Below are 24,852 nucleotides of genomic sequence, written 5' to 3'. Positions count from 1 at the left end.
TCGATAGAGACAAGGCCCTGTCCTGGTAGAGCATTCTTTGCGATGCCGGGTTCCCCTGGCGGCAGGCGGAACCGGCCGACCGTGACCGTGATCGCGAGGCGGTGACCGGACGCGACCGGCGCCGGGAGGACGTCAGGGGGCGTAGACGACGGACCAGGGGCGAGGCTCGGGCGACGGTGCCCCCCCGAGGGCCGGCGGCGGCGTTCCGGTGGTGCCGTGCTGGGCGAGGATCTCGGCGGTCAGCACGGCGAAGCGGGCGGCCGCCGGGTGGGCCGACCGTTCCGGCCAGGCGACGCAGACGCCCCGCTGGAGAGGGTCTCCGGCCAGGGGGCGCCAGATCACCCGCGGCTCCCTGCGCGCCATCGCCTCCTGCTCGAACGCCACCCCGTGGCCCGCCAGCACCAGCCCCAGCAGGAACTCCGGGTTGCGCGCGTGCCTGAGCCTCACCGGGGAGAAACCCTTCGTACGGCAGACGTCGAGCAGGTGGTCGTACCAGGCCGGGGAGGTCTCGCGGGGGAAGACGACGAGGTCGTGCCCGGCGAGGTCGGCCAGCTCGATCTCCCACGGCCGCGCCCCTGGCCGCCGCCGTGGCTCCGGTTGTGGTTCCGGTTGTGGTTCCGACCGTGCCGGCTCCGAGGGGGAGGCCAGGGGGGAGGTACGTGGCAGCACCACGCCCAGCGGGATCCTCACGACCGGGCCGTACAGCAGACCGGGGGTGTCGACGGGGTGGTGCACGAGGCCCGCGTCGAGCTGGGCGGAGGCCAGGCGGCGGAGCTGTTCCGGGACCGTGAGCTCATGGAGCTCCAGGTGTAGCCCCGGAGTGTCCTCGGTGACGCGCCGCAGCAGGGCCTGGAGCGTCACGGCCGGGATCTCCGGGGGTACCCCGACTCGGAGGGTTCCCAGCTCGCCCTCACCGGCCTGGCGCATCATCGTCCGCAGGCGCTCCTCGCCCGCGAGGAACCGCCTGGCCTCGCCGACGAGAAGCCGGCCTGCCGCCGTGAGCTCGATCTGGCGGCGCGAACGGTCGAACAACTCGGCGCCGAGCTCGCGCTCCAGCCGCTGGATCGACTGGCTGAGCGGCGGCTGGGCAATGCCGAGCACCTCCGCGGCATGGCCGAAGTGCAGCTCTTCGGCGACGACGAGGAAATGTCGCAGATGCCGGGAAAGGTCCACGGCGCCACGATAGGCGATCCTGCACACGCGCCTCACCCCCCGAGACCTTCCGGGGGCGGTGAGGCGTCCGGCCGCCGCACGTCACGGGCCGCTGTCAGGTCTGGATAGCGTTGCGGGTGTGTCGACAGAGGAACGGATAGCGGAGATCTTCGCGGCGGCCGGCCTGGATGGTCATCTGCACGCGCTGGACATCACCGGGGGGCGTGAGGTCGGGATACGCGCCGACGAGCAGGTGGTGATCGCCTCGATCTTCAAGGTGCTGCTGGTCCTGGAGTTCGCCCGCCAGGCCGCGGCCGGCCAGCTCGACCCGGCCGAGCGCGTGCTGGTGACGGCCGGGGACAGGCTCGGCGGCTGGGGGACCGCCGGATGCGCGGACGACGTGGAGATGTCACTCCGCGACCTGGCCTACTTCGCCATGTCCGTCAGCGACAACACCGCCGCCGACGTGCTGATGCGCCGGGTGGGCCTGGACACCGTCCAGATGCTGGCCGCGGAGCTGGGACTGGGGCGCACGCGGGTGATCGGCGGGCCCAGGCAGGTGCTGGAGTCGATGCTCGCGGATGTGGGCGCGCGGGACGACGCCGAGTTCGCGCGGATCTTCCCGACCCTGCCCGCCGAGCGGGTCTGGGCGCTGCGGGTCTTCGACCCCGGTCACACGACCTCGAGCACCGCACGTGAGATGACCCGGCTGCTCGGGCTGATCTGGCGTGACGAGGCGGGACCGCCGCAGGCGTGCGCGGCGGTGCGTGACTACATGGCGCGGCAGATCTCCTGGACGCGGATCGCCTCGGGGTTCCCTCCGGAGGTGCGGGTGGCCGCCAAGACAGGGACGCTGCCCGGCCTGCACATGGAGGCGGGGGTCGCCGAGTATCCCCGTGGCGGGAGGTACGCGGTGGCGGTGTTCGCCAGGACCGAGCAACTGCACGCGACCCGGCGCATCGATGTCGACCTGGCGATCGGCCAGGCCGCCCGGGTCGCCGTCGACGCGCTGCGCGCCGGCCCCGGATGAGTCCCGCTCCCTGGGCATGAGAGCCCCCGCGGCCTCCGGTCCGCGACGTCTCTCCGGCGCCGCCGACCCCGGTGAACTGCTCTGATACGTGTTCACCTATGGAAGGCGACGCCCCTGAATCTTGGACGCGGGCGGCCGGGCGATGGTTGGGTCCCATCGAACCGCCCGGACGGCGGTCTCCGGTTCACACCCCAGGGAGAGACGTGTCCAGATTCGACAGAAGAGATTTCCTGCGGACCGCGACGGCGGGTGCGGTGCTGGCACCGATGGCCGGGCTCCTGCTGTCCTCGGCCGGCGCCGAGGCCGCCCCCGCGACGCCTTTGCCGGGCAGCGCGAAGGGCGGGGCGAAGGCCGCGGCGACGTTCCGCTGGCTCGGCAACTCGGGCTGGCGGGTGGACGTGGGCTCCTCGACGTTCCTCGTCGACCCGTACGTGACGCGGTTCGACACCGGTCTGTCCTCGGGGGCCTTCAATCCCGTCACCCCGCTGACCGTCGACACCAAGACGATCCGCAGGCACGTGGGCACCCCGAAGACGATCCTGGTGACGCACTCGCACTGGGACCACTTCAACGACGTCCCGTACATCGCCACATCGACCGAGGCCCGGGTGGTCGGCACCACCACGACCTGCAACCTGGCGCTGGCGTTCGGCGTGAAGGACGGCCTGCTCAGCCCGGTGAAGGGCGGGGAGGTGCTGGACTTCGGCGACCACGTCGTCGAGGTGGTGGAGTCGCTGCACAGCCGCAACGCCAACTACTCCATGCTCTTCCCCGGAGAGCTGGCGAGCAGGCCGAAGAGGAGGCCGAAGAACATCTCCGAGTTGCCCGAGGGTGACACCCTGGCCTTCCAGGTGACCGTCAAGGGCGGCCCGTCCGTGTTCTTCATGGGCGGCAGCGACTTCGTCGAGCGCAACCTCGCCGGTCTCGCCCCGGATGTCGCGATGATTCCCATCACCTCGTCGTCCTCCACCTACGACTACGTGCCGCGTCTGCTGCGGGCGCTGAGCAACCCCCGCGTGGTCGTCCCGGTGCACTGGGACAACTTCGAAGTGGCGCTGAAGAACCCGCCGCAGGCCGACGAGAAGTCGAAGAAGAGCCTCGCGGAGTTCGTCGCGACGGTGCGCAGGGTCAGCCCCGGGACAAGGGTGGTGACCCCGGAGTACCTGACGCCGTACACGTTCGGCTGAGGTCCGCGCCGGGCCGGAACACCGCGTGGAGCCACGGGGGCCACCGCGCGGGCCGCCGGAGGGTCCTCTGCCCGCCGTTCGAGCCGAGGTCCGGGCGGCCCCGGCTCCCGGCTCCTCTCAGGAAGGGCCTGGTGGTGCGGTGGAGTCGCGGATCACGAGCCGGCAGGGCATGGTGTGGATGCCGGGGGCGACCTTCCCGTCGATGGCGGCGAACAGGTGTTGCGCGGCCGTGTGCCCCAGCCGTTCCAGGTTCGGGTCGACGCTGGTGAGCAGCGGGCGGGTCTCGGCCGACAGCACCTCCCAGTTGTCGTAGCCGATCACCGCGATGTCCGCGGGCAGGCGCCGGCCGCGCTCCCTGGCCGTTTCCATGAAGCCCGCGGCGATCTGGTCACTACCGCAGAACACCGCGTCGAGATCGGGCTGCGCCATCAGCAGCATCTCGGCCGCCTGCCGCCCCCACCGCTGGGACCAGGCACCGAAGAGGGTCTCGCCCGCCTGTTCGAGACCGGCCTCGGCGAGCCCCCGCCGCACCCCCTCGGCCCTGTCGATCGCGGCCTTGTAGTCCGTGGGACCGGTGACATGGGCGATCCTGCGCCGTCCGGTGGCCAGCAGGTGCCGGACGGCGAGCATCGCGCCGCCCACGTCGTCGGGCACGAAGGAGACATCGTCGGCGTCGTCGGAGGGACCGTAGGCGTACACCACGGGAACCGGCAGGTCACGGCTGATGGAGGGGCGCGGGTTGGTGCTCTCCCCCACCACGATCAGGCCGTCGACCCGCCGGGACAGGAGCATGCGGACGTGGTGCTGCTCGCGGATGACGTCGCCACGGGCGTCGCAGAGCATCACCGCCATCTCCCCCGCGCCGAAGGCGTTCTCCGCGCCGAGGAGGACGGGGATCCCGAATCTCCCGGCGCTGTCGCTGGTCAACAGGCCGACCGTACGGCTCTGCCCGGTCAGCAGGTTCTTGGCGAGCGCGTTCGGCCGGAAGGCGAGCTGTTCGGCCGCCTCGAGCACGCGCTGCCGGGTGTCGGCCCTGACGTTGTCCTTCCCGTTGAGCGCCTTGGACACGGTGGCGATCGACACGCCGGCCAGCGAGGCCACGTCACTGATGGTCACCGCACGTGACCGCCTGCCAGCCATCTGACGAAATCCTTTTCTCTATGCCCTGTCAGTGGGATCGGCCATCACGATGGTGGCCACCCAGAGGGTAGCCCTCGGTCTCACCCAATGGCAAGGTCAGCCTCCTATCAGCAGGGGATTGACAGGGCCAGATGTTTCTTTTACGTTTCCGAAAACCTTTTAGTTCTATTTCGCGCGTCGCGGGGGATGCCGGAAGAGGAGAAGAGCATGCAGCCACGCGCCGGGATGGCCGCCATCGCATTGTTAGCGCTAACAACAGTGGCGGCCTGCGGCGGGAGCGAGAGGACCGCCGCTCCCGCCGATGAGGCCACCACGATCACCATGTGGACGCGCGCCGCGACGCAGGCGCAGAGCGAGCGACTGGTCAAGGCGTACAACGCGAGCCACAAGAACCAGGTGAAGCTGACGGTCATCCCGACGGACAACTACCAGCCGCGCATCGCGGCCGCGGCCGGGGCGAAGCAGCTGCCCGACGTGTTCGCGGCGGATGTGATCTTCGTCCCCAACTACACCTCGCAGGGCCTGTACCTGGACATCAGCGACCGTATCGCCGCACTGCCCTACAAGGACAAGCTCGCCCCCTCGCACATCAGGCTGGGCACGCTGGACGGCCGCTCGTACACGCTCCCGCACACCCTGGACCTGTCCGTCTGGTTCTGGAACAAGGACCTGTACGAGAAGGCCGGGCTGGACCCCGAGAAGGGGCCCACGACCCTGAAGGAGTTCGCCGAGCAGGCCACGACCGTCGACGAGAAGCTCGGCAAGGACGGCAAGGTGCACGGCACCTTCTTCGGCGGCAACTGCGGCGGCTGCTACGTGTTCACCTTCTGGCCGTCGGTGTGGGCCTCGGGCGCCCAGGTCATGGACGCCGAGGGCACGACCTCGCTCAACGACCAGGCCGCCATGACGGACGTGTTCAAGGTCTACCGCGACCTCTACGCCAAGGGCGTCACCGGCCCGACCGCCAAGGAGGAGCAGGGACCGACCTGGACCGGTTTCTTCCCCAAGGGGGAGATCGGCGTGATGCCGATGCCCTCGACCACGCTCGGCTCGATGCCGAAGGAGATGAGGATCGGCGTGGCGCCCATCGCCGGCCCCGACGGCGGGGAGTCCACCTTCGTCGGCGGCGACTCAGTCGGCATCTCTTCGACCAGCGAGAACGCCGACGCCGCCTGGGACTTCCTGTCCTGGACGGTCTCCGACGAGGCACAGGTCGAGGTCATGGCCAAGAACAAGGACATCCCAGCCCGCACCGACCTGGCCGACAACAAGTACTCCGCCCAGGACCCGAGGGTGGTGCTGATGAACTCCATGGTCGCCAAGGGACAGACACCGTACGCGCTGCGGTTCGGGCAGACCTTCAACGACCCGCAGGGGCCGTGGCTGCGCCTGGCCAGGGAGGCCGTGTTCGGTGACGCGGGCAAGGTCGCCCAGCTCAACGCCGAGATCACCAAGTCGCTGCAGCAATGACGGTGACACTTACCAGGCGCGACGGGAAGGCGGTGCGGGGGGCCGTCCCGGCACCGCCTCCCTGGTGGCGGACCCGGCGGGCGCAGGGCTGGGTCTACGCGGCCCCGACCGCCCTGATCGTCGGCGTGCTGTTCCTGGCACCGCTGGCACTGGTCGTCTGGATGTCGCTGAACCGCTGGCCGCTGCTCGGCCGGGCCACGTTCAACGCGCCGGACAACTACCTCAAGATCGCCGACAATCCCCTCTTCCTCGACGCGGTGGGCTTCACGCTGAAGTACACGGCCATCACGACCGTGCTGCTGTCGGCCGTGGCGCTCGGCCTGGCCCTGCTGGTGCAGGAGCGCAGGCCCGGTGTCGGCTTCTTCCGTACCGCGTTCTTCCTGCCGGGCGCGGTCGGCTTCGCCGCGGCGGCGCTGCTCTTCTACGGCATGCTCAACAACGACTTCGGGCCGATCGACCCGATCCTGCGGGCCCTGGGCCTCACCGACGAGCCGGTGAAGTGGACCGGGACCCCGAACATGGCGCTGTTCTCCACGATCGCGCTGGTGCTGTGGCGGTTCGCCGGATTCAACATGCTCATCCTGCTCACCGGGCTGCAGTCGATCCCGGTCGAGGTCTACGAGGCGGCCAGGAGCGACGGCGCGAGCCGCCGGCAGATCTTCACCAGGATCACGTTGCCGCTGCTCCGTCCCACGCTCGCGCTGATGCTCGTCCTCAGCGTCACCGGCTCCCTGCTCGCCTTCGACCAGTTCTTCATCTTCACCAACGGCGGCCCGGACAACAGCACGGTCTCCATGGTCATGGTCGTCTACCGCGACGCGTTCTTCCGCTTCGACCTGGGCGGCGCCGCGGCGCTGTCCGTCGTGCTGCTGGTCGCCCTGGTCGCGCTCAACGCCCTGCAGATGCGGGTGCTCGGGAGGTCGAAGTGAGAAGACCGGGGAGAACGCCCTACTACACCACGATGTCGGCCCTGGCGGTGCTCTTCCTGTTCCCCCTGCTGTGGAGCGGCTGGTCCTCCTTCGACGGCGGGGTCGGGAACTACCTGGAGATGGCCCGCTTCGGCGAGGGCGTCGGCACCTACCTGACCAACAGCGTGCTGGTCTCGGCGATGACCGTCGCCGGCACGCTGGGAGTCTCCGCCCTGGGCGGCTACGCCTTCGCCCGTTTCGACTTCCCCGGCAGGAACCTGCTCTTCCTCGCCACGCTGGCGATCCTGATGGTGCCGTACGCGACCATCCTGATCCCGCTCTACGTCCTGCTCGGCTACCTCGGGCTGCAGAACTCGCTGGTCGGGCTCGCGCTCGTCTTCGTGATGTTCCAGCTGCCGTTCGCGCTGTTCATGATGCGCAACGCCTTCGAGGCGATCCCGCGCGAACTGGAGGAGGCCGCCCTCGTCGACGGCTGCGGCACGTTCCGCGCCTTCGCCCGCATCCTGCTGCGCGCGGTGCGGCCCGCCCTGGTCACGGTCGGCCTGTTCGCCTTCCTGGCCTCGTGGAACGACTTCTTCGCCCCGCTCATCCTGCTCAACGACGGTGCGAGCTTCACCCTGCCGGTGGCCGTGGTCAGCATGACACAGCGCACGTTCGGCGCCGTCGACTACGGCATGTTGCAGGCCGGCGTCATGGTCATGGCCGTGCCCTGCCTGATCCTCTTCATCCTCCTCCAGCGCCACTACGTGCGCGGATTCATGTCAGGAGCCCTGCGTGGTTAGTCCCGTCATGCCCTCGGCGGGGGTACTGTCCCCGCTCGGTCTCGAGGCCGTACGGCTCTCCCCGGGTTTCTGGGGTGACCGGGTGGCGCTCAACCGCGAGGTCATCATCACCCACTGCCAGGAGTGGATGGAACGGGTCGGCTGGATCGGCAACTTCCGCGGCGTGACTCCCCGGCGGGGCCGGGAGTTCTCCGACTCGGAGATCTACAAGCTGCTGGAGGCGATGGCCTGGTCGGACCACCCCGCCCTGGACGAGCTGGCCGCGACCGTGGCGCGGGCGCAGGAGGAGGACGGCTACCTCAACACCCGCTGGAGCGGGCGGCGCTACACCGACTTCGAGTGGGGCCACGAGCTGTACTGCTACGGCCACCTGATCCAGGCGGGCGTCGCCAGGCTCCGCGCGCACGGCGAGGACACGCTGACCGAGGTGGTCCGCCGGGCCGCCGACCACGTCTGCGCCCGCTTCATGGACACCGAGGAGACCTGCGGTCATCCCGTGGTGGAGGCGGCACTGGTCGAGCTGTACCGCGTCACCGGGACCGAGCGCTATCTGGAGATGGCCCGGCGGTTCGTCGAGCGGCGCGGCCGGCCCGCCCTCGGCGAGATCCAGTTCCATCCCGCGTACTTCCAGGACGATCTGCCCGTACGGCGGGCGCGGGTGTTCCGCGGGCACGCCGTGCGCGCCCTCTATCTCGCCTGCGGCGCGGTGGACGTGGCCGTCGAGACCGGTGACACGGAGCTGCTCCAGGCGGTCCGGGCACAGTGGGAGCGCACTGTCGCCCGGCGTGTCCACCTGACCGGCGGGATGGGCTCACACCACTCCGACGAGGCCTTCGGCGAGGACTTCGAGCTGCCGGCCGACCGCGCCTACTCCGAGACCTGCGCGGGCATCGCCTCGATCATGTTGTCGCACCGGCTGCTGCTGGCCACCGGCGACGCGCGCTACGCCGACCTGGCCGAGCGGACCATGTACAACGTGCTCGCCACGGCGGTGGCGCTGGACGGGCGCTCGTTCTTCTACGCCAACCCGCTGCAGGTACGGGTTCCGGCCGAGCCGTGCGAGGGGATCAACCACGGCGCCGAGGGCGGCCTGCGCTCGCCCTGGTTCGACGTGTCGTGCTGCCCCAACAACATCGCCCGCACCCTCGCCTCGCTCCCCGCCTACCTGGCCGCGGCGGACGGCGACGCCCTGCGCATCCACCACTACACGCCCGGTGAGATCCGCCACGACGGTCTCGCGCTCCGGATCGAGACGGACTACCCCTGGTCGGGCACGGTGACCGCGCACGTCGTCGAGGGCCGGGCCGGCCGGATCTCGCTGCGCGTACCGCCCTGGGCCGAGGGCGCGACCCTGACCTACGGCGGCGTGGCGCATCCGGCCGAACCCGGCTACGCCACGGCCGAGGCCGACTGGCGGCCGGGAGACCGGATCCGGCTCGACCTGCCGGTGCGGCCCCGCTGGACCTTCCCCGACCGGCGGGTGGACGCGGTTCGCGGGTGCGCCGCCGTCGAACGCGGTCCGCTCGTCTACTGCGCCGAGTCCGCCGCCGACGAGCCGCCGCTGGCGCGGGTCACGGCGGAACCCCTCGCGCCGGTCGAACGGCACGTCGACGGAGCCGTCGAGCTGGACGTCCCGGCCGCGCTGACGCCGCCGGAGGACGACGCCTGGCCTTACCGGAGCGATCCGCGGGCGACGACCGGACGGGAGATCCCGCTGCGGCTGATCCCCTACCACCGCTGGGGCAACCGGGGTCCGGTCAGCATGCGCGTGTGGTTGCCGCTGGCCTGACCCGCGCCGTTCCGCATCAGGACGCGCGGGCGGGTCGTGGCCATCCGGCCCGGCCGTGATCTCTTCGAGACGGGCGGCCGGTGAGCTGCACTCCGTACCGGGTGCCTCAGCTCCGGCCGAGGGTGTCGATCGCACCGATCATGATGTCCCAGAAGCGGTCCCGGTCGAGCACGGTTCCGACGTCCGCGTTGGGCTCCCAGTCCATCCGGCCGTGCAGGTCGGCCACGGTGGCGCCCCGGGTGTGCACGCCGTCCAGCTCGACCCGCAGGCCCACGCGGACACGCGTGAGGACCGCGGGGTCGATCAGGTAGGCGAGGGTGATCGGATCGTGCAGCGGTGGCGCCTCGAATCCCCAGGTCTGGTGGTAGCTGGAGCCGAAGAAGGTGAGAAGTTCCACGCAGACACGGGCCAGCGTGGTGTCGAGCGCGGCGATGCGGTCGAGGACGTCCGCGGTGACGAGCGCCTGGTGGCTGACGTTGAGACCCACCCAGGTGGTCGGGACGCCGCTGCCGAGCACCTCCGCCGCCGCCTCCGGGTCGGCGTAGATGTTGAACTCGGCGTAGGGCGTGTGGTTGCCGCGTTCGGTGGAGCCCCCCATGATCACGATCTCGCGAATCCGATCGCGGTCACCGGGGTGACGGCGCAACAGCGTGGCGATGTTGGTCAACGGCCCGATGGCCACGACCGTCACCGGCTCGTCGGCGGCGGCGAGCGTGTCGTGGATGAGCTCGACACCGTGGCGCGGATCGAGGGGCACGTCGGGCTCGCCGAAGGCCGGGCCGTCCAGCCCGCTCTCACCGTGCACGTAGTCGCCGATCTCCAGCGGACCGGCGAGCGGCCGGTCGCAACCGGCCGCGACCGGCACCCCGGCGGCCCCCGCCAGGCTGAGCATCCGCCGCGCGTTGAGAGCGGTCTTCGCCACGGTCTGGTTGCCGGCGACGGTGGCGACCGCGCGCAGGTCGATCGCCGGGTCGGCCACCGCCAGCAGGATGGCCAGGGCGTCGTCGTGACCCGGATCGCAGTCGAGGATCACCGGGATCGGCATGTCAGATCTCCTTCGCCAGCCAGCGCACGGCCTGGGTGAAGAGAGTGCGGTAACCGTCCCAGGTGACGAACTCCTCGGGGCACCAGTGCGGGGCGATGTCGGAGGCCCAGGCGAGGGTGCGGCCCGCCCCCGCCTGCCGTACGGCGAGCAGCGGGTCGGCCCCGACGGTGGCGAGCAGCCGGGCGTCCTCAGGGACCTCGAAGCGGTTGTAGCCGAGCAGGTCGGGCCAGTCGGCGGGCAGCCCGCCCACGATGGGATGGGCCGGATCGACGACGACGCCCGGAAGACCCTGCGGGGCCTCCACCCGGTCGTCGTAGGGGGAGATCCGGGCGGGGAGCACCCGCTCCACGGGGGTGCCGCGGAAGGCCGCCTTCGCCTCGATGCCCTGGAAACTGAGGTAGCCACCGGCCATCGCCAGGCCGCCGCCCTGCTCCACCCAGCTCTCCAGCACGTCGAGCCGGTTCACCGACTTCCTGCTGTGCAGCCAGGTGTCGGGGTGCAGCAGGATGCTGTTGGCGCCGATGTCGGAGAGCACGACGACGTCGTAGGCCGCCAGCTCGTCGAGCGTCCCGGGGAACAGCTTGGGCACGTCGTGCGCGGGCAGGTGGTCGACCTCGATGCCGTCCGCGACCAGTGCGTCGCGCAGCGGCTCGAAGCCGGTGTGGTACGTCGTGGTGGTGAACGAGTCGAAACCCTTGTAGTGGGTCGACTCGCTCACCCACGTCTCACCGGCGACCAGCACGCGGGTCATGATTTCTCCTTCAGGGTTTCTTCGCGGTGGTGAAGAGCTCGCACGGGTTGGCGACGAGCAACTGGGTGGTGTCCTCGGAGGTCAGCCCGTGGCGGTGCAGACGCGGCACGAAGTGCGTGAGGATGTGCGCGTAGCCGGTTCCGCCGTTCCTGACCAGCATGGTCTTGAGGAACACGTCCTGGGAGAGCAGCAGCCTGCCGCCCAGGCCGGACCGGACCAGCCAGGCGACGGCGGCCGCGTTCTCCTCGTCGCACGGCGACTGGCCCTCTCCGGGGTAGAGGTAGTCCATGCCGCACATGTCGTATCCGAGGTAGGCCCCCCGGGCTGCGAGGGACACCTGGTAGTCGCGCTCGTGCAGGCTGGGGTTCATGTGTGACAGCACGGTGGCGCCGAGGAGGCCGCCCTCCTCGGCGACGACGTCGAGCACCCGGTGGCCGTACCGCACCCACCCTGGCAGGTGCACCGAAAGCGGCACTCCGGTGCGGGCCTGGGCCCGGGCGGCGCCGCGGAGCACCTTCTCCTCGGCCGGGGTGAAGTCCGGGGAGATCCCGATCTCACCGATCACCCCGGCGCGCACTCCCCCGGTGCCGTCGACCAGATCTCGCTCGATCTCGTCGGCGACGTCGGCGGCGCTCATGCCGCGAACCCGGGCCGGGTGGGTGCGTTCCAGGTAGAAGCCGCAGCCCATCACGATGTTCAGACCGGTGGCGCGGGCGATGCGGGCCAGCTCCGCCGGCGCGCGGCCGATGCCCTCCGGGGTGACGTCCAGCACGGTGCGGCCCCCACGGGCCGCGAACCGGGCCACCTCCTCGATCGCCACTCCGGTGTCGTCGAGGGACACGTTGTCCCGGGAGAGGTAGGGATCCGACCGCAGCCGGCCGAGGAACTCCATCCGCACCGGCGAGCCGGCGATCAGCTCACCTTCCGCGTCGCCCTCGGGGGCGGGGTGCCAGGCGCTGGCGCCGTCGTTACGCAGGTGCTCGTGGCAGAGCGTGATGCCGAGTTCGGCGACGGGCACCTCACCGAGCACCGTGGAGACGGTGACCGCCTCGGGCACACCGGTCATTTCCGTACCGCTCCGAACTTCGCCCACACCTTGTTGTTCGCGAAGATGGCCAGCAGCAGGATGCCGCCCTGCACGATCTGCACGTAGAACGGCGAGACGTGCAGCAGTACCAGGCCATTGGCGATGACGCCGAGGGTGAGGGCGCCGAAGATGGTGCCGAGCATGCTGGCCCTGCCACCGAACAGACTGGTCCCGCCGAGCACGACGGCCGTGATGACCTCCAGCTCGAAACCGGTGCCCGCGTTCGACGACCCGGAGCTGAGCCGGGTGGCGATCAGCACTCCGGCGAGCGCGGCGGCCAGACCGGCCAGCACGTAGACGGTGAGCCCGATCCTGCGGGTGTTCACACCGGTACGGCGCAGCGACTCGCCGTTGGAACCGAGACCGATCACGTAGCGGCCGAACGGCGTGCGGGTGAGGACCAGCCAGCCGAGCAGTGCGACCACCACGGCGATGATGGCCGGCACCGGCACTCCGGCGATGCGGCCCTGGCCGAGCTGGACGATCCACAACTCGCCGTCGATCGGGGTCGAGTAGCCCTCGGTCGCGCGCAGGGCGGTGCCCCGGAGGATCGAAAGCATGGCCAGGGTGACGATGAAGGCCGGGACGCCCTGGTAGGAGGAGAACCAGCCGTTGACGAATCCGATCGCCGCGCCGAGCGCGAGGATCGCGATGAGCGCGAGGCTGGGGTCCCAGCCCTGCTGCAGGACGATGGCCAGCAACGATCCGGACAGCGCGACCGTCGAGCCGACCGACAGGTCGATGCCGGAGGTACTGATCACGAAGGTCATCGCGACCGCGACGATCAGGGTCGGGGAGATCTGCCGGATCAGGTTGAGCAGGTTGCCGACGGTGGCGAAGCGGTCGGCGGAGAACGAGAAGAAGATCAGCAGCAGGACCAGCACCGCCCCGATGGCGATGGTCTGGGCGTGGCTGCCGATGTGAGCGGTGAGGCGGGCCGACCGGGTGGTGACCACCCTCTCACTGACGACGGTCATGACCGCGCTCCCTCGGGCTGGTCGTGGGCGACGATCTCCGACACGAGCCGCTCCAGGCTGGTGCTGCGGGCGTCGAGGTCGGCGCGGAGCGTCCCCTCGTACATCACGCAGAGCCGGTCGCAGACTCGGAACAGGTCCTGGAGGCGATGGGTGATCAGGATCACCGAGACCCCCTGGGAGGAGACGGTCTTGATCAGTTCCAGCACGGTCTCGACCTCGGCCACGGCGAGCGCGGCCGTGGGCTCGTCGAGGATGAGCAGTTTGGGGCCGAAGGTGACCGCGCGGGCGATGGCGACCGCCTGCCGCTGGCCGCCGGAGAGCCCTCCCACCGGGATGTCGGTGAGGGGGATCCGAATGTTGAGCGCGTCGAGTTGACGGCGCGCGTCCCGGTGCATCCGCTGGATGTCCAGCAGCAGGCCACCGGCCCGGCGCGGTTCGCGGCCGAGGAACAGGTTGCCCGCCACGTCGATGTCGTCGCAGAGCGCGAGGTCCTGGTAGACCATCTCGATCCCCAGCTCACGGGCGTCACGGGGAGTGGCGAAGGACACCTCGCGACCGTCGAAGACGATCTGCCCGGAGTCCGGCACCACGGTGCCCGCGAGCACCTTCATCAGGGTGGACTTGCCGGCGGCGTTGTCGCCGACCAGTCCCACCACCTCACCCGCGCCGACCCGCAGGTTGGCCCCGCGCAGCGCGTCGACCATCCCGTAGCGTTTGCGGATGTCGCGCATGACCACACGGTCCGTGCCGGTCGCCTCGTATTCGCTCATAGGGGTCTCTCCGCCGCTCACTTGAACGTGGAGCGGTACTTGTCGACGTTTTCCTTGGTCACGATCGTGACGGGCACATCGATGGTCTTCTTGGCCTGCGCGCCTCCGACCAGTGCCTTGATCTCCTTGACCGCCTCGTAGCCCTCGGTCCTGGGGTCCTGCTGCACGACTCCGGCGACGAAGCCGGCGTCGATGCCGTCGATCGCCTCCTTGGTGAGGTCCCAGCCGAAGACCTTGACCCGGTCGTTCGCGTTCTGCGACTTCACCGCGGCCACCGTGCCGAGCAGCGCGGGCTCTCCGGTGGCGTACACGGCGGTGAGGTCCGAGCGCGAGGTGAGCAGGTTCTCGGCGGCGGCCAGGGCGGCCTCCTGCTTGTTCTGCCCGTCCACGGTCTGGACGATCTTGGCGCCGGCCGCCTCGACGGTCGAGTTGAAACCGTCCTTGCGCAGGTTCTGGATGAATGAGTTGAGCGCGCCGACCACGCCGATGTTCGGCACGGCCACGTTCTGCTCCTTGGCCCACTCGTTGACGAATGTGCCCATCTGCTTGGCCGCCTCGGCGTTGTCCACGCCCACCTGGGTGTCGACCGCCGGGGAGTCCACGATCGCGTCGACGGCCACGACCTTCAGTCCCGCGTCCTTGGCGATCTTGACGGCGGGCTTGATGCCCTCGACGTCGATGGCCACCACGATGACGCCGTCGAACTGCTGCTGAACGAAGTTGTCAATGGCCTCGTTCTGCTTCACGGAGTCGTCGTTGGCGTTGAAGATCGTGAGGTCGACGCCCGCCTCCTCCGCGGCCTGCTGGGCGCCGGCGTTCATCTCGTTGAAGAAGATCGCCTGCTGGTTGATCTGCACCAGGCCGATCTTCGGCTTTTCTCCGCCGTCGGCCGAGGGCGCGCTGTCGGCGGAATCCGTGCCGCCACATGCCGCGGCCAGCAGACCGGTTGCAAGGATCGCCGTGACGGCGGTCAGGCGGGTGAAGCGAGTCGGTCGTGCCATCGAATCAGCCTTTCGAGACGCTGATACAGGGGGGCTTGGTAATCGATTACCAATGTCCGGGGATGGTAGCGACCAGGGCAAACCCTCGTCAAGGTGACGTAAGGCCGTGGACGCTCTATGGTTCTAACAACCCGCACCTGAGCGACCTCACGTGGCGGGGAGGCGACCGGTTATCCTCAGCGCGACCAGGGAAATCGATTACACAACATGGGCGTGACAATCCACGACGTGGCCAGAGCGGCCGGCGTCTCCGTGGCCTCGGCCTCGCGTGCCCTGTCCGGCCGCCGCAAGGTCACCCCCGAGGTGGCCGAGCGGGTGAAACAGGCCGCCGCCGAGCTGGGCTACCGGCCGAACGCCGTCGCCAAGGCACTGCGCGACCAGACCACCGGAACGATCGGCATGATCGTTCCCGGCATCGGCAACCCGTTCTTCACCACGATCGTCGAAGCGGTGGAGCATCAGCTCCAGGAGACCGGGCGCGACCTGCTGCTGTGCGCCTCCCTGTACACGCCCGAGATCGAGGCCCGGCGGCTGAACACGTTGCTGGCCCGGCGGGTGGACGGCCTGATCATCAGTCCGTGCGACTTCGAGGCCAGTGCGCCGGCCGTCCTGAACGCCGCCCGGCAGGTGCCCCTGGTGCAGGTGGACCGCTACATCGAGGGCGGCGGAGCCGACTGGGTCGGCGTGGACGACGACTCGGCGCTGGCCCAGGCGGTCGACCATGTGGTCGCCGGAGGAGCACGCTCCGTCGTCTTCGTCAGCAGCCGCCTGATGAACTCCTCCGCGAGGTTGCGGCTGGCCGGCTTCCAGCTCGCCACGGCCCGCGCCGGGATCGCCGCCAGGTCGCCGCTGCTCGGCGAGTTCACCCTCGCCTGGGGCTTCGAGGCCGGGCGGTCGCTCCTGGCCGACGGCCCCCTGCCGGACGCGGTGGTCTGCGGGAACGACGAGATCGCGGTCGGCCTGCTGCGAGCGCTGCGGCTCGGCGGCGTACGCGTTCCCGAGGAGGTGTCGGTGGTGGGATTCGACGACGTCGGCCACGCGGCGATGTGCGACCCGCCGCTCACCACCGTGCGCCAGCCGGTGGAGGAGATGGCGGCCGAGGCGGTACGCCTGCTGGGCCAGGTGCGGGTGGGCGAGCCACGGGCCGCGCAACGCATCGCGATCGCGCCCCGGCTCGTCGTACGGGAGACCAGCCGCCTCGCGACCGGAGGAACCATGACCGGGGACGGTCAGGAAGGCAGGGAAACGACATGACCGACGTCGTGGCACTGACCCGCGAGCTGATCAGGATCGACTCGGTGGGCGGCGGCGAGGCCGCGGTCGCCGAGCCGCTCGCCCGCAGGCTGGAGGCCGCCGGTTTCGAGGTGCGGGCGCACGACCACGCGCCCGGCCGTACCGGACTGGTGGCCCGATGGGGCACGGGCGTGCCCGTCACCCTCACCGGTCACCTCGACACGGTCCCGCTGGGCGGCCGGCCGTGGACGCACGAGCCGCACACCGCGGAGGTGGACGGCGACCGACTCTACGGGCGGGGGTCGAGCGACATGAAGGCCGGGGTGGCCGCGCTGGTCGTCGCCGCCGAGCGGCACGTGCGCGGGCCGAACCACCGGGTGGCGCTGGAGATCGTCCTCACCGCGGGAGAGGAGACCGGCTGCGAGGGGGCGATCGACATGGTCGCCCGTGGACTGGTCAGCCGGTCCCGGGGGCTGCTGGTCGCCGAGCCGACCGCGAACCGCGCCCTGCTCGGGCACAAGGGCGCGCTCTGGCTGAAGGCGACCGCCCACGGCCGGACCGCCCACGGCTCGATGCCCCACCTGGGCGACAACGCGATCTACAAGCTGGCCCGCGCGATCGGCGCCGTCGAGCGCTTCGATCCCGGCGTGTCCCCTCATCCCTGGCTCGGCGCGCCGACCGTGAACGTGGGGACCGTACACGGCGGGATCAACGTGAACTCCGTCCCCGACCTCGCCGAGGCGACCGTCGACATGCGCACGGTCACCGGTCAGGACCACACGGAGCTACGCGAGCGGCTCCGGGAGAGGCTCGACGGGGAGACCTCGCTGGAGGTGCTGACCGACCTGCCCTCGGTGTGGACCGACCCGGACGACCCCTTCGTGCGGGTCCTGGTCGCCGCGGGGGCCCGTCCCCCGGGCGAGCGACCGGCCGCCAGCTACTTCACCGACGCCTCGGTGCTGGCCACCGCCTGCGGTGACGCCCCCACCGTGATCTGCGGCCCCGGGGAGCCGGAGCAGGCGCACGTCACCGACGAGTACTGCGAGATTCCCCGGATCGAGGAGGCCGTCGAGATCTACGCCGGCGCCCTGGCGGGACTCTCGGCCCCCTAGCGCTCCGTTCCTCGGCGGAGGTTGCGAACGCGCTGCGGGAAACCGGCCTGCCTTCCCGATGCCGGGACCGGGGTGGATCTGTGCTTCCGGCGCTAGGGTACGTCGGCGATCTCCCCAAGTCGGGCGGCCAGTTGCCCGGATTCGCCGTCTACCAGCGCGGACACCCCACGCCACCAGGCGAACCACTCGCCGCTGCGCCACATCCAGTCGATCCGCTCGATGGCGGCGATGACGTCGCCCCTGTTGCGCCAGACCGCACCCGCCTGTTCCGCGGAGGCGCCCTGGCGCAGCGCCCAGGTGTGCAGGATCCCGGCCGCCTCGGCGTCGACCGGCTGCTCGTACGGGTCGGGGTGCTCGTCCAGCCGGTGCGGGCCCAGCCCCGCGGCGACGCCCCAGCTCCACTGGGCCTCGGCGGGACGGGAGTAGCGCAGGGAGTCGAAGTCGAGGTTGGAACCGAGCTCGTTGTCCGTCCGGCGCAGGACCAGCGCGTCGAGGCGGCCGCCCGCGTCGAAGGAGACCACGATCCGCTGGCCTGGGCGCGCGTCGGGTGGCAGCTCGACCCGGTCCTCGGCCTGCCAGGAGTTGAGGTCCGCGACCGCGGCGGGGCGGCCCCAGGCCTCGTCCGCCGCGTCGTCGGCGATCCAGGCGGCGAGCATCTCCAGGACCGTCAGGTCGGTCCACGGCTCGATCGCGGTGGAACTCCAGAGCACCTCGTCCGGCGCGGGCAGCTTGCCGCCGCGCTCGCGCCGCCACCACCGCTCGCCGAGCTCGCGGGTTCCGACCAGCAGGGCGGCCAGCGCGGCGAGCTCGGTGGATCTGCGGGTGAGGGGGGCGCCTCGGGCCAGTTCGACGGAACGCGCGACACGGTCGGCGCCCAGCACCGCTCCCGCCTCGCCCAGCAGCAGGGCGGCGTCCGGCCGCTCCTCGCCCAGTAGGTCACGGATCAGTCGTCTGGCCTCGGTCCTCGCGTCCTCCGCACGTCCCTCACGCATACCGACACGGTACGCCGGGAGATCCTTAGGCGCGAGCGTCACCGGAGGACGGTACGGCCGTGCCGTCGTCGCCGTCGTCGCCGCCCTGCGGCTTCGCGGTGAGATAGGCGGCCCTTCCCACCATGTAGGCGGCCACCGCGGCCGTCACCACCTGGTAGACGGCGACCAGGATGATGACACCGGCGATCTTCCAGCTGGGGTCGCGCAGCCACATGGCGAGCAGGATGAGGTGGAGGCCGAGCACCTGGGGCTTGGTCGCGGCGTGCATGCGCGCCAGGGTGCCGGGAAACCTGACCATGCCCACCCCCGCCGCGAACGCCAGCGTCGCCCCCAGCAGCAGGCAGACGGCCGCGGCCACGTCCATCGCGGTCATCGGGCACGCCCGGAGAAGAACCTGGCCAGCGAGACCGAGCCGACGAACCCCAGCAGGGAGAGCACCAGCAGCACGGGCAGCATCGAGTACTCCCGGTAGGTCGCCGCCCCCGCCCCGATCGCGCAGATGACGACGGCGGTGAGCACGTCCAGCGAGACGGCGCGGTCCAGCATCGTCGGACCGCGCACCAGGCGGTAGAGCGTCATCGCCGCCGCGGCGGCGAGCAGCCCCAGCGTGATCAGGTAAACCGTCGTCATCGCACCTCCTCCTGATCCGCGCGGGTGCCGAAGGCGGTCACGATGCGGTTCTCCAGCCGGGTCACGTCATCCTGGGTGACCTGGCCGACCGTCGACGGGTCACCGGGCACGCCGAGCACGTGAAGCAGGAGCGTTCTCTCCCGGACGTTCGCCTCCAGCACCAGGCTGCCCGGCAGCGCCGACAGCGCCACCGTCACCAGCACCGCCATCGCCTCCGACGAGGCGCGCAGCCTCACCTCGACGACCTGGACCGGCGGCGGTCTGCCCAGTCTCAGCGCCCAGAAGGCCACCCGGAAGCTGGAGATCACCATGTCCCGCGCGAAGCGGACGAGGAACAGCAGGATCCCGACAGGGTGCAGCCGGATGCCGGTGTCCTGGATCGGCAGGGGCAGCAGCCACACGAGGACCAGCCCGACCAGCAGGCCGCCGAGCACGTTGCCCACGCTCAGGTCTCCCCAGAGCAGCAGCCAGATCAGCGTCAACCAGAGCACCTGCGGCAGCGGCACGGGCCTGCCCAGCAGCCGTAGCACCGTGAACGCCGGGCGGGGCTCGCTCATCGCTCACCGCCGAGCACCGCGGAGATGTACGGTTCGCGGGCCAGCAGTTCCGCCGCGGCCCGCTCCGACAGGGCGGACAGCGGGCCGGCCAGCACGGTGAAGGACAGGGCCAGGGCCACCAGGGCGGCCGTGGAGGCGAACATGAGCTTCGGCATGGTGACGGAGGTGACGATCGTCTCGCCGGCGGGCCCGGCGGCGGGCCTCGGGTCCGCTCCGTCCCCGTCCCCGTCCTCCTGGGTCTCCAGCACGGTGCCCCCCTCGGTGACCATTCCCTCGGGCGGCACCCGCCAGAACGCCTTGTTCCAGGTCGTGGCCACCGCGTACAGGGTGAGCAGGCTGGTCACCAGCCCTCCGGCGACCAGGGTCAGGGCCATCGGACCGCCGTCCGCCACTCCCGCCTGGATCAGCCCGAGCTTGCCCAGGAAGCCTGACATCGGCGGGATGCCCGCCAGGTTCATCGCGGGCACGAAGAAGAGCACCGCGATCACGGGTGTCAGTTTCGCCAGACCGCCGAGACCGTCCAGTGAGGTGGTGCCGGTGCGGCGCTCGATCATGCCGGTCACCAGGAACAGACTCGTCTGCACGGTGATGTGGTGGGCCACGTAGAAGATGGCACCCGCCATGCCCTGGACGCTGAACAGGGCGACTCCGAACACCATGTAGCCGATATGGCTGACCAGGGTGAAGGAGAGCATCCGTTTTATGTCGGTCTGAGCTACCGCCCCGAGCACCCCCACGAGCATGGTCAGCAGCGCCGCCCACATCAGCACGCCGCCCACCGGGCCCCCGGGGAACAGCAGCGCCTCCAGCCGGATGATCGAGTAGACGCCGACCTTGGTGAGCAGCCCGGCGAAGAGCGCCGTCGCGGGGGCGGGCGCGGTCGGATACGAGTCGGGCAGCCACGCCGACATCGGGAAGATCGCGGCTTTGACCACGAAGACCAGCAGGAGTGTCAGCTCGACCAGCAGCCTGACGTGCTGGGGCAGCACCGAGAACCGCTCGGCCAGCTGCGCCATCGACACGGTGCCCGTGGCGCCGTAGGCCACCGCGATCGCGACCAGGAACAGCAGTGACGAGGCCAGTCCTATCACCGTGTAGGTGGCGCCCGCCCGGATGCGGGACTCGGTCCCGCCGAAGGTCAGCAGCACGTACGAGCCGCCGAGCAGCATCTCGAACCCGACGAAGAGGTTGAACAGGTCGCCGGACAGGAAGGCGTCCGACACTCCGGCGACCATGATCAGGTAAGCCGGGTGGAAGATCGACAGTGAGGCCTTGTACTCCTGGTCGGCCCAGGACTGGGACAGCGAGTAGATCATCACGCAGAGCGTCACCGCGGAGGAGACCGCCAGCATCAGCGTGGAGAGCCGGTCGGCGACGAGCGCGATGCCGATCTGCGCGCCCCAGCCTCCGGCGCGGGCCACCAGCGGCCCCTGCTGATCCGCCGCGAACAGCAGGACCAGCGACACGAGCAGCACCACCGTCAGCGTGCCCACACTGATGAGCGCCTGCAACCTGCGCAGCCGCTGGCCGATGGCCAGCTTGAGACCGACGGCCAGCAGCGGCAGCACCACGGGCACCGGGATCAGCGCCTCCATCAGTCCTCCCCCTCCAGCTCGGGATCTTCCGCCCTGGCCTGTCGTGCCCGGTCCTCCCGGATCGCGGCGCGCATCTGCCTGCGGGCGTCGCGCTGGCGGGCGCGGAGCCGTTTGCGGATCTCACGTTCGCGCGCCGCCTGCTCCCGCTGCCTGCGGGCGAACTCGGCGCGCACCTCACGGAGGCGCTGCTCCCGGCTTTCCTTGGAGACGTCCTCCGCCTGCTGGGCCTCGGCGAAACGCTCGGCGAGCCGCTCGGCGGACAGACCGTCGTTCTTGTGCTCCTGCAGCCAGCGGCCCAGGTCGACGTTCACGTCCAGGATCCGCTGCTCCAGTTCCTCGGCCTCCCTGCGCTCCCACTCGTGGTGTTCCTCCTCCAGCCGGGCCAGCTCGGCGCGCTGCTCGCGGACCAGCCGCTGGTAGGCGGCCTGCCGGTCGAGCACGGCCTGGCTCAGCTCGCCCTGCCTGGCGCGCAGCCGCACCTGGCGGTCCTCGGTGTCGTCCTGCACCTCGTCGGCACCGGTGAGCTGCCAGGACCGATGGATCATGGCGAGCAGGAAGGCGGTGACGCCCAGCGTGATGACGATGGAGGTGAGCACCATGGCCTGCGGCAGCGGGTCGGCCATCCGCTCCGGATCGGAGGCGCCCAGGATCGGCGGTTCTCCCGGTGGCCCGCCCACGGTGAGGATCAGCAGGTTCACCCCGTTGCTGAGCAGGATGACGCCGGCCAGCAGCCGGACCAGGCTCCTCTCCAGCAGCAGCGTGACCCCCGCGGCCACCAGCACGGCGACCACCAGGAGCGGCAGCACGGGCGCGGTCACCGGCCCTCCCCCTCGGCGATCTGCCGATCCAGTTCGGCGCCCAGGCTGCGCAGGATGTCCCGCACCATGCCGATCACCGTGATGTAGACCCCGAGGTCGAACAGGAGCACCGTCGACAGGTGCAGCTTGCCGACCAGCGGGACGTACAGGTCGGCGGAGAGCATGTCCAGCACTCCGGCGCCGCCCAGCAGCCCCACCAGCGCGGTGAGCGTGGACAGCAGGAGCCCCAGCCCGATCATCACCCCGGGGGCGACCGGCGCGGCGGCGGCCAGCTCGTGCCTGCCTCCGGCGAGGTAGCGCAGGACCAGCGCGAGACCGGCCACGATGCCTCCGGCGAACCCGCCGCCCACCCCGCTGTGCCCGGTGAACAGCAGGAAGACCGAGACCAGCATCACGGTGTGGAAGGTCACCCGGGCCACGAACTCGAGGACCACCGTCCGCTGCCCCTGCGGCAGGGTGGTCGCCAGCCAGTACGTCCGGGGCTCCTCCCCGGTCCTCTCCGACGGCGGCTGCGGCGCGTGCGAGCGTCTGCGCAGGAAGATCAGGCCGGTCATGCCAAGGGTGAGCACGACGAGCACGGAGCTCTCCCCCATGGTGTCCCAGGCCCGGATGTCGACCAGGAGCGCGCTGACGATGTTGGCGGCCCCGGCCTCCTTGGCCGCTTCGGCCATCAGTGTGCCGATCGGTGTCGCCTGCCGCGCGTTCATCGCGAACATGCCGGCCCCCGCCACCACGACACCGCTCACGATGCCGAGGGTGAGCCGCGCGCCGAACGACAGCCGCCCCCGCTCCTCCCTCGGCCCGAGCGGAAGCCTCCGCAGCACCAGCACGAACACGACCAGGCTCAGCGTCTCGACGAGGAACTGGGTCAGCGCCAGGTCGGGCGAGCCGTGGACGAGGAAGAGCAGCGCCGTGCCGTACCCGGTCAGGCCGGCCAGCAGCACGAGCACGATGTGCGCGCGCACCCTGAGCGCGATGGCCGTCGCGGCGATGACGAGCACGCCGATGACGGGCTGCTCGATGCGGTCCCAGGCCACCACGTCCAGCTGGAGGACGGGTCCGGGACCGTACAGCAGCGAGAAGGCCCCCACCGCCGCCACCAGGACGAATGCGATCATGAGGTAGTCGGGCAGCGAGCCGCGCTGGACCACGCCGGTCAGCTGCAGGGAGAAACGTTCCAGCCCGCGGACCAGGCCCCAGTAGGCCCGGCCGGAGTCGATCACGTGCAGGGTCTCCCCGATCCGCGCCAGCGGTCTCCTGGCCAGGAAGAGGAGCGCTCCACCCGCCAGCGCGACGGCCGAGAGCATCAGCGGCACCGGGGCACCGCTCCACAGCGCGAGGTGGGTGCCGTGGCCGGGCCCGGGGAAGGTGTCGGTGTAGCTCCGCATCGCCTCGCCGTAGCGTGCGGCGAGCGGGGCGACGGCGAGGCCGAGCGCGGAGAGCAGCGCGGGCGGCAGGAACAGCGCGGCGCCGAAGGAGTGCACGGGCACCGGCTCGACACCGGGCTTGACGGCGAAGGCGCCCCACAGGAAACGCGCGCTGTAGCCGGCGGTGAGCGCCGACCCGAGGACGACTCCGGCGAGCACCACCGTGTCGATGCCCCGTCCGGTCAGCAGCGACTCGAAGGCGGCCTCCTTGCCGACGAACCCCAGGAACATCGGGATGCCCGCCATCGAGGCGGCGGCCCCGGTGGCGATCGCGGCCAGCCACGGCGCCGAACGCCGCAGGCCGCTCAGCTCTCGCAGGTCACGGGTGCCGGTGGCGTGGTCGATGATGCCGACGATCAGGAAGAGGGAGGCTTTGAACAGCGCGTGCGCGAGCAGCATGCCGACCCCGGCGATCGCGGTGTCGCGGGTGCCCGCGCCGAACAGCACCGTCAGGAAACCCAGCTGGCTCACCGTTCCGTAGGCGAGCAGCTTCTTGAGGTCGTGCTCGCGCAGCGCCCGCCAGGCGCAGAGCAGCATGGTGAGCAGGCCCAGGGGTACGGCGGTCCACCGCCAGGCGGCGAGCTCCCCGAAAGCCGGTCCCAGGCGGGCGAGCAGGTAGATTCCCGCCTTCACCATCGCCGCGGCGTGCAGGTAGGCCGAGACCGGGGTCGGCGCGGCCATCGCGGCGGGCAGCCACATGCTGAACGGGAAGACCGCCGACTTCGACAGCGCGCCGACCAGGATCAGCACCACCGCCACCGCCACCAGGCCGCCGGACGGCGGGCTCTGCACGATCCGCGAGATGCGGTACGTTCCCGCCGCCTCGCCGAGCATGATCATGCCACCCAGCATCGCCAGGCCACCGGAGGTGGTGACGATCAGCGCCTGCATCGCGGCGCGGCGGCTGGTCCTGCTGGCGGGGTCGTGGCCGATCAGCAGGTAGGAGAAGACCGTGGTCAGCTCCCAGAACACGTACAGCAGCAGCAGGTCGTCCGCGACCACCAGCCCGAGCATCGCCCCGGCGAAGGCGACGAGCACCCCGGCGAACCGGCCCAGCCCCTCGGCGTCGGCGGAGAAGTAGCGCGAGCAGTACAGCACGACCAGCGCGCCCACGCCCGTGACCAGGGCCATCATGAGCAGGGCCAGCGCGTCGGCGCGGAAGGACAGTCCCAGGCCGAGGCCGGGCGCCCAGTCGTGGTGTGACTCGACGGGGATGCCGGTCAGGGCGACCCAGATCGTGTAGCCGAACCCGCAGGCCGGTGGCACGGCGAGCATGAGGAACGCGGCCCTGCCGAAGCGGCGCACCAGCGCCGGAGCGATCGCCGCCGCCACGGCGTGCAGGATCAGCAGCGGCTCCATGTTCCCCCGTGACCCGTCG

At 70.8% G+C, this 24,852-nt stretch carries 23 protein-coding genes; 8 read left to right on the top strand and 15 right to left on the bottom strand.

The window, feature by feature from the left end; genetic code table 11:
- Nucleotides 1-132: 132 nt before the first annotated feature.
- Nucleotides 133-1,173, bottom strand: coding sequence for a LysR substrate-binding domain-containing protein (locus tag AB0K21_RS24195; RefSeq protein ID WP_364153326.1), 1,041 nt, complete (start codon nt 1,171-1,173; stop codon nt 133-135).
- Nucleotides 1,174-1,291: 118 nt separating this feature from the next.
- Here AB0K21_RS24195 and AB0K21_RS24190 point away from each other — a divergent pair, with 118 nt between their 5' ends.
- Nucleotides 1,292-2,182, top strand: coding sequence for a serine hydrolase (locus AB0K21_RS24190; protein WP_364153323.1), 891 nt, complete (start codon nt 1,292-1,294; stop codon nt 2,180-2,182).
- Between the two features lie 203 nt (nt 2,183-2,385).
- Nucleotides 2,386-3,369, top strand: coding sequence for an MBL fold metallo-hydrolase (locus tag AB0K21_RS24185; protein ID WP_343967333.1), 984 nt, complete (start codon nt 2,386-2,388; stop codon nt 3,367-3,369).
- A gap of 117 nt (nt 3,370-3,486) precedes the next feature.
- On the opposite strand, the gene AB0K21_RS24180 is transcribed toward AB0K21_RS24185, so the two are convergent.
- Entirely contained in the window at nt 3,487-4,509 is a 1,023-nt protein-coding gene (locus tag AB0K21_RS24180; RefSeq protein WP_343967335.1) for a LacI family DNA-binding transcriptional regulator, read from the bottom strand.
- Between the two features lie 207 nt (nt 4,510-4,716).
- On the opposite strand from AB0K21_RS24180, the gene AB0K21_RS24175 reads away from it, so the two are divergent.
- The 4 genes from AB0K21_RS24175 to AB0K21_RS24160 are packed head-to-tail and all read left to right on the top strand — an operon-like array spanning nt 4,717 to nt 9,479.
- Nucleotides 4,717-5,979, top strand: coding sequence for a sugar ABC transporter substrate-binding protein (locus AB0K21_RS24175; RefSeq protein WP_343967337.1), 1,263 nt, complete (start codon nt 4,717-4,719; stop codon nt 5,977-5,979).
- On the top strand, nt 5,976-6,908 hold the full coding sequence (locus tag AB0K21_RS24170) for a sugar ABC transporter permease (RefSeq protein ID WP_343967338.1): 933 nt from the start codon (nt 5,976-5,978) through the stop codon (nt 6,906-6,908). The genes AB0K21_RS24175 and AB0K21_RS24170 overlap by 4 nt, the downstream gene beginning before the upstream one ends.
- Nucleotides 6,905-7,690 (top strand): carbohydrate ABC transporter permease, encoded by a 786-nt coding sequence (locus tag AB0K21_RS24165; RefSeq protein WP_343967340.1) that lies wholly within the window; start codon nt 6,905-6,907, stop codon nt 7,688-7,690. Before AB0K21_RS24170 ends, AB0K21_RS24165 begins: the two co-directional genes overlap by 4 nt.
- Nucleotides 7,683-9,479, top strand: coding sequence for a beta-L-arabinofuranosidase domain-containing protein (locus tag AB0K21_RS24160; RefSeq protein ID WP_364153317.1), 1,797 nt, complete (start codon nt 7,683-7,685; stop codon nt 9,477-9,479). Before AB0K21_RS24165 ends, AB0K21_RS24160 begins: the two co-directional genes overlap by 8 nt.
- A gap of 106 nt (nt 9,480-9,585) precedes the next feature.
- Here AB0K21_RS24160 and AB0K21_RS24155 read toward each other — a convergent pair whose 3' ends face one another.
- The 6 genes from AB0K21_RS24155 to AB0K21_RS24130 are packed head-to-tail and all read right to left on the bottom strand — an operon-like array spanning nt 9,586 to nt 15,110.
- Entirely contained in the window at nt 9,586-10,524 is a 939-nt protein-coding gene (locus AB0K21_RS24155; RefSeq protein WP_364153314.1) for a nucleoside hydrolase, read from the bottom strand.
- A 1-nt stretch (nt 10,525) separates the two neighbouring features.
- Nucleotides 10,526-11,275 carry a glutamine amidotransferase gene (locus AB0K21_RS24150; RefSeq protein WP_343967346.1) on the bottom strand — a complete coding sequence of 250 codons (750 nt, stop codon included), beginning with the start codon at nt 11,273-11,275 and terminating at the stop codon, nt 10,526-10,528.
- 10 nt (nt 11,276-11,285) lie between these two features.
- Nucleotides 11,286-12,341, bottom strand: a complete 1,056-nt coding sequence (locus AB0K21_RS24145) for a phosphotriesterase-related protein (RefSeq protein WP_343967349.1) — start codon at nt 12,339-12,341, stop codon at nt 11,286-11,288.
- Nucleotides 12,338-13,339: an ABC transporter permease gene (locus tag AB0K21_RS24140; RefSeq protein ID WP_343967352.1), complete on the bottom strand. Its 1,002-nt coding sequence runs from the start codon at nt 13,337-13,339 to the stop codon at nt 12,338-12,340. The genes AB0K21_RS24145 and AB0K21_RS24140 overlap by 4 nt, the downstream gene beginning before the upstream one ends.
- The gene (locus tag AB0K21_RS24135) at nt 13,336-14,109 is read right to left on the bottom strand and encodes an ATP-binding cassette domain-containing protein (RefSeq protein ID WP_343967355.1); all 774 of its coding nucleotides are present in this window, start codon (nt 14,107-14,109) and stop codon (nt 13,336-13,338) included. Before AB0K21_RS24135 ends, AB0K21_RS24140 begins: the two co-directional genes overlap by 4 nt.
- Nucleotides 14,110-14,126: 17 nt before the next feature.
- Complete coding sequence (locus AB0K21_RS24130; protein WP_343967358.1) at nt 14,127-15,110, bottom strand: substrate-binding domain-containing protein; 984 nt, start codon at nt 15,108-15,110, stop codon at nt 14,127-14,129.
- Nucleotides 15,111-15,317: 207 nt separating this feature from the next.
- Here AB0K21_RS24130 and AB0K21_RS24125 point away from each other — a divergent pair, with 207 nt between their 5' ends.
- Together AB0K21_RS24125 and AB0K21_RS24120 are read left to right on the top strand one after the other, a co-directional pair.
- Nucleotides 15,318-16,364 carry a LacI family DNA-binding transcriptional regulator gene (locus AB0K21_RS24125; RefSeq protein ID WP_343967360.1) on the top strand — a complete coding sequence of 349 codons (1,047 nt, stop codon included), beginning with the start codon at nt 15,318-15,320 and terminating at the stop codon, nt 16,362-16,364.
- Complete coding sequence (locus AB0K21_RS24120) at nt 16,361-17,455, top strand: M20 family metallopeptidase (RefSeq protein WP_343967362.1); 1,095 nt, start codon at nt 16,361-16,363, stop codon at nt 17,453-17,455. Before AB0K21_RS24125 ends, AB0K21_RS24120 begins: the two co-directional genes overlap by 4 nt.
- 92 nt (nt 17,456-17,547) lie before the next feature.
- On the opposite strand, the gene AB0K21_RS24115 is transcribed toward AB0K21_RS24120, so the two are convergent.
- The 7 genes from AB0K21_RS24115 to AB0K21_RS24085 are packed head-to-tail and all read right to left on the bottom strand — an operon-like array spanning nt 17,548 to nt 24,833.
- The gene (locus tag AB0K21_RS24115; RefSeq protein ID WP_364153307.1) at nt 17,548-18,447 is read right to left on the bottom strand and encodes a hypothetical protein; all 900 of its coding nucleotides are present in this window, start codon (nt 18,445-18,447) and stop codon (nt 17,548-17,550) included.
- A gap of 25 nt (nt 18,448-18,472) precedes the next feature.
- Nucleotides 18,473-18,820 carry a monovalent cation/H(+) antiporter subunit G gene (mnhG, locus tag AB0K21_RS24110; RefSeq protein WP_343967366.1) on the bottom strand — a complete coding sequence of 116 codons (348 nt, stop codon included), beginning with the start codon at nt 18,818-18,820 and terminating at the stop codon, nt 18,473-18,475.
- Nucleotides 18,817-19,077 (bottom strand): monovalent cation/H+ antiporter complex subunit F, encoded by a 261-nt coding sequence (locus AB0K21_RS24105; protein ID WP_343967367.1) that lies wholly within the window; start codon nt 19,075-19,077, stop codon nt 18,817-18,819. Before AB0K21_RS24105 ends, mnhG begins: the two co-directional genes overlap by 4 nt.
- On the bottom strand, nt 19,074-19,634 hold the full coding sequence (locus AB0K21_RS24100) for a Na+/H+ antiporter subunit E (protein WP_343967368.1): 561 nt from the start codon (nt 19,632-19,634) through the stop codon (nt 19,074-19,076). Before AB0K21_RS24100 ends, AB0K21_RS24105 begins: the two co-directional genes overlap by 4 nt.
- Nucleotides 19,631-21,229, bottom strand: coding sequence for a Na+/H+ antiporter subunit D (locus AB0K21_RS24095; RefSeq protein WP_343967370.1), 1,599 nt, complete (start codon nt 21,227-21,229; stop codon nt 19,631-19,633). The genes AB0K21_RS24100 and AB0K21_RS24095 overlap by 4 nt, the downstream gene beginning before the upstream one ends.
- Complete coding sequence (locus tag AB0K21_RS24090) at nt 21,229-22,047, bottom strand: Na(+)/H(+) antiporter subunit C (RefSeq protein WP_343967372.1); 819 nt, start codon at nt 22,045-22,047, stop codon at nt 21,229-21,231. Before AB0K21_RS24090 ends, AB0K21_RS24095 begins: the two co-directional genes overlap by 1 nt.
- Nucleotides 22,044-24,833 (bottom strand): Na+/H+ antiporter subunit A, encoded by a 2,790-nt coding sequence (locus AB0K21_RS24085; protein ID WP_343967374.1) that lies wholly within the window; start codon nt 24,831-24,833, stop codon nt 22,044-22,046. Before AB0K21_RS24085 ends, AB0K21_RS24090 begins: the two co-directional genes overlap by 4 nt.
- Between the last annotated feature and the right edge of the window lie 19 nt (nt 24,834-24,852).

This window comes from Streptosporangium sp. NPDC049248, assembly GCF_040678965.1.
GTDB classification, from domain to species: domain Bacteria; phylum Actinomycetota; class Actinomycetes; order Streptosporangiales; family Streptosporangiaceae; genus Streptosporangium; species Streptosporangium fukuiense.
The sequence above is the reverse complement of the archived record's forward strand: the minus strand, read 5'-3'. Positions and strand labels throughout refer to the sequence as shown.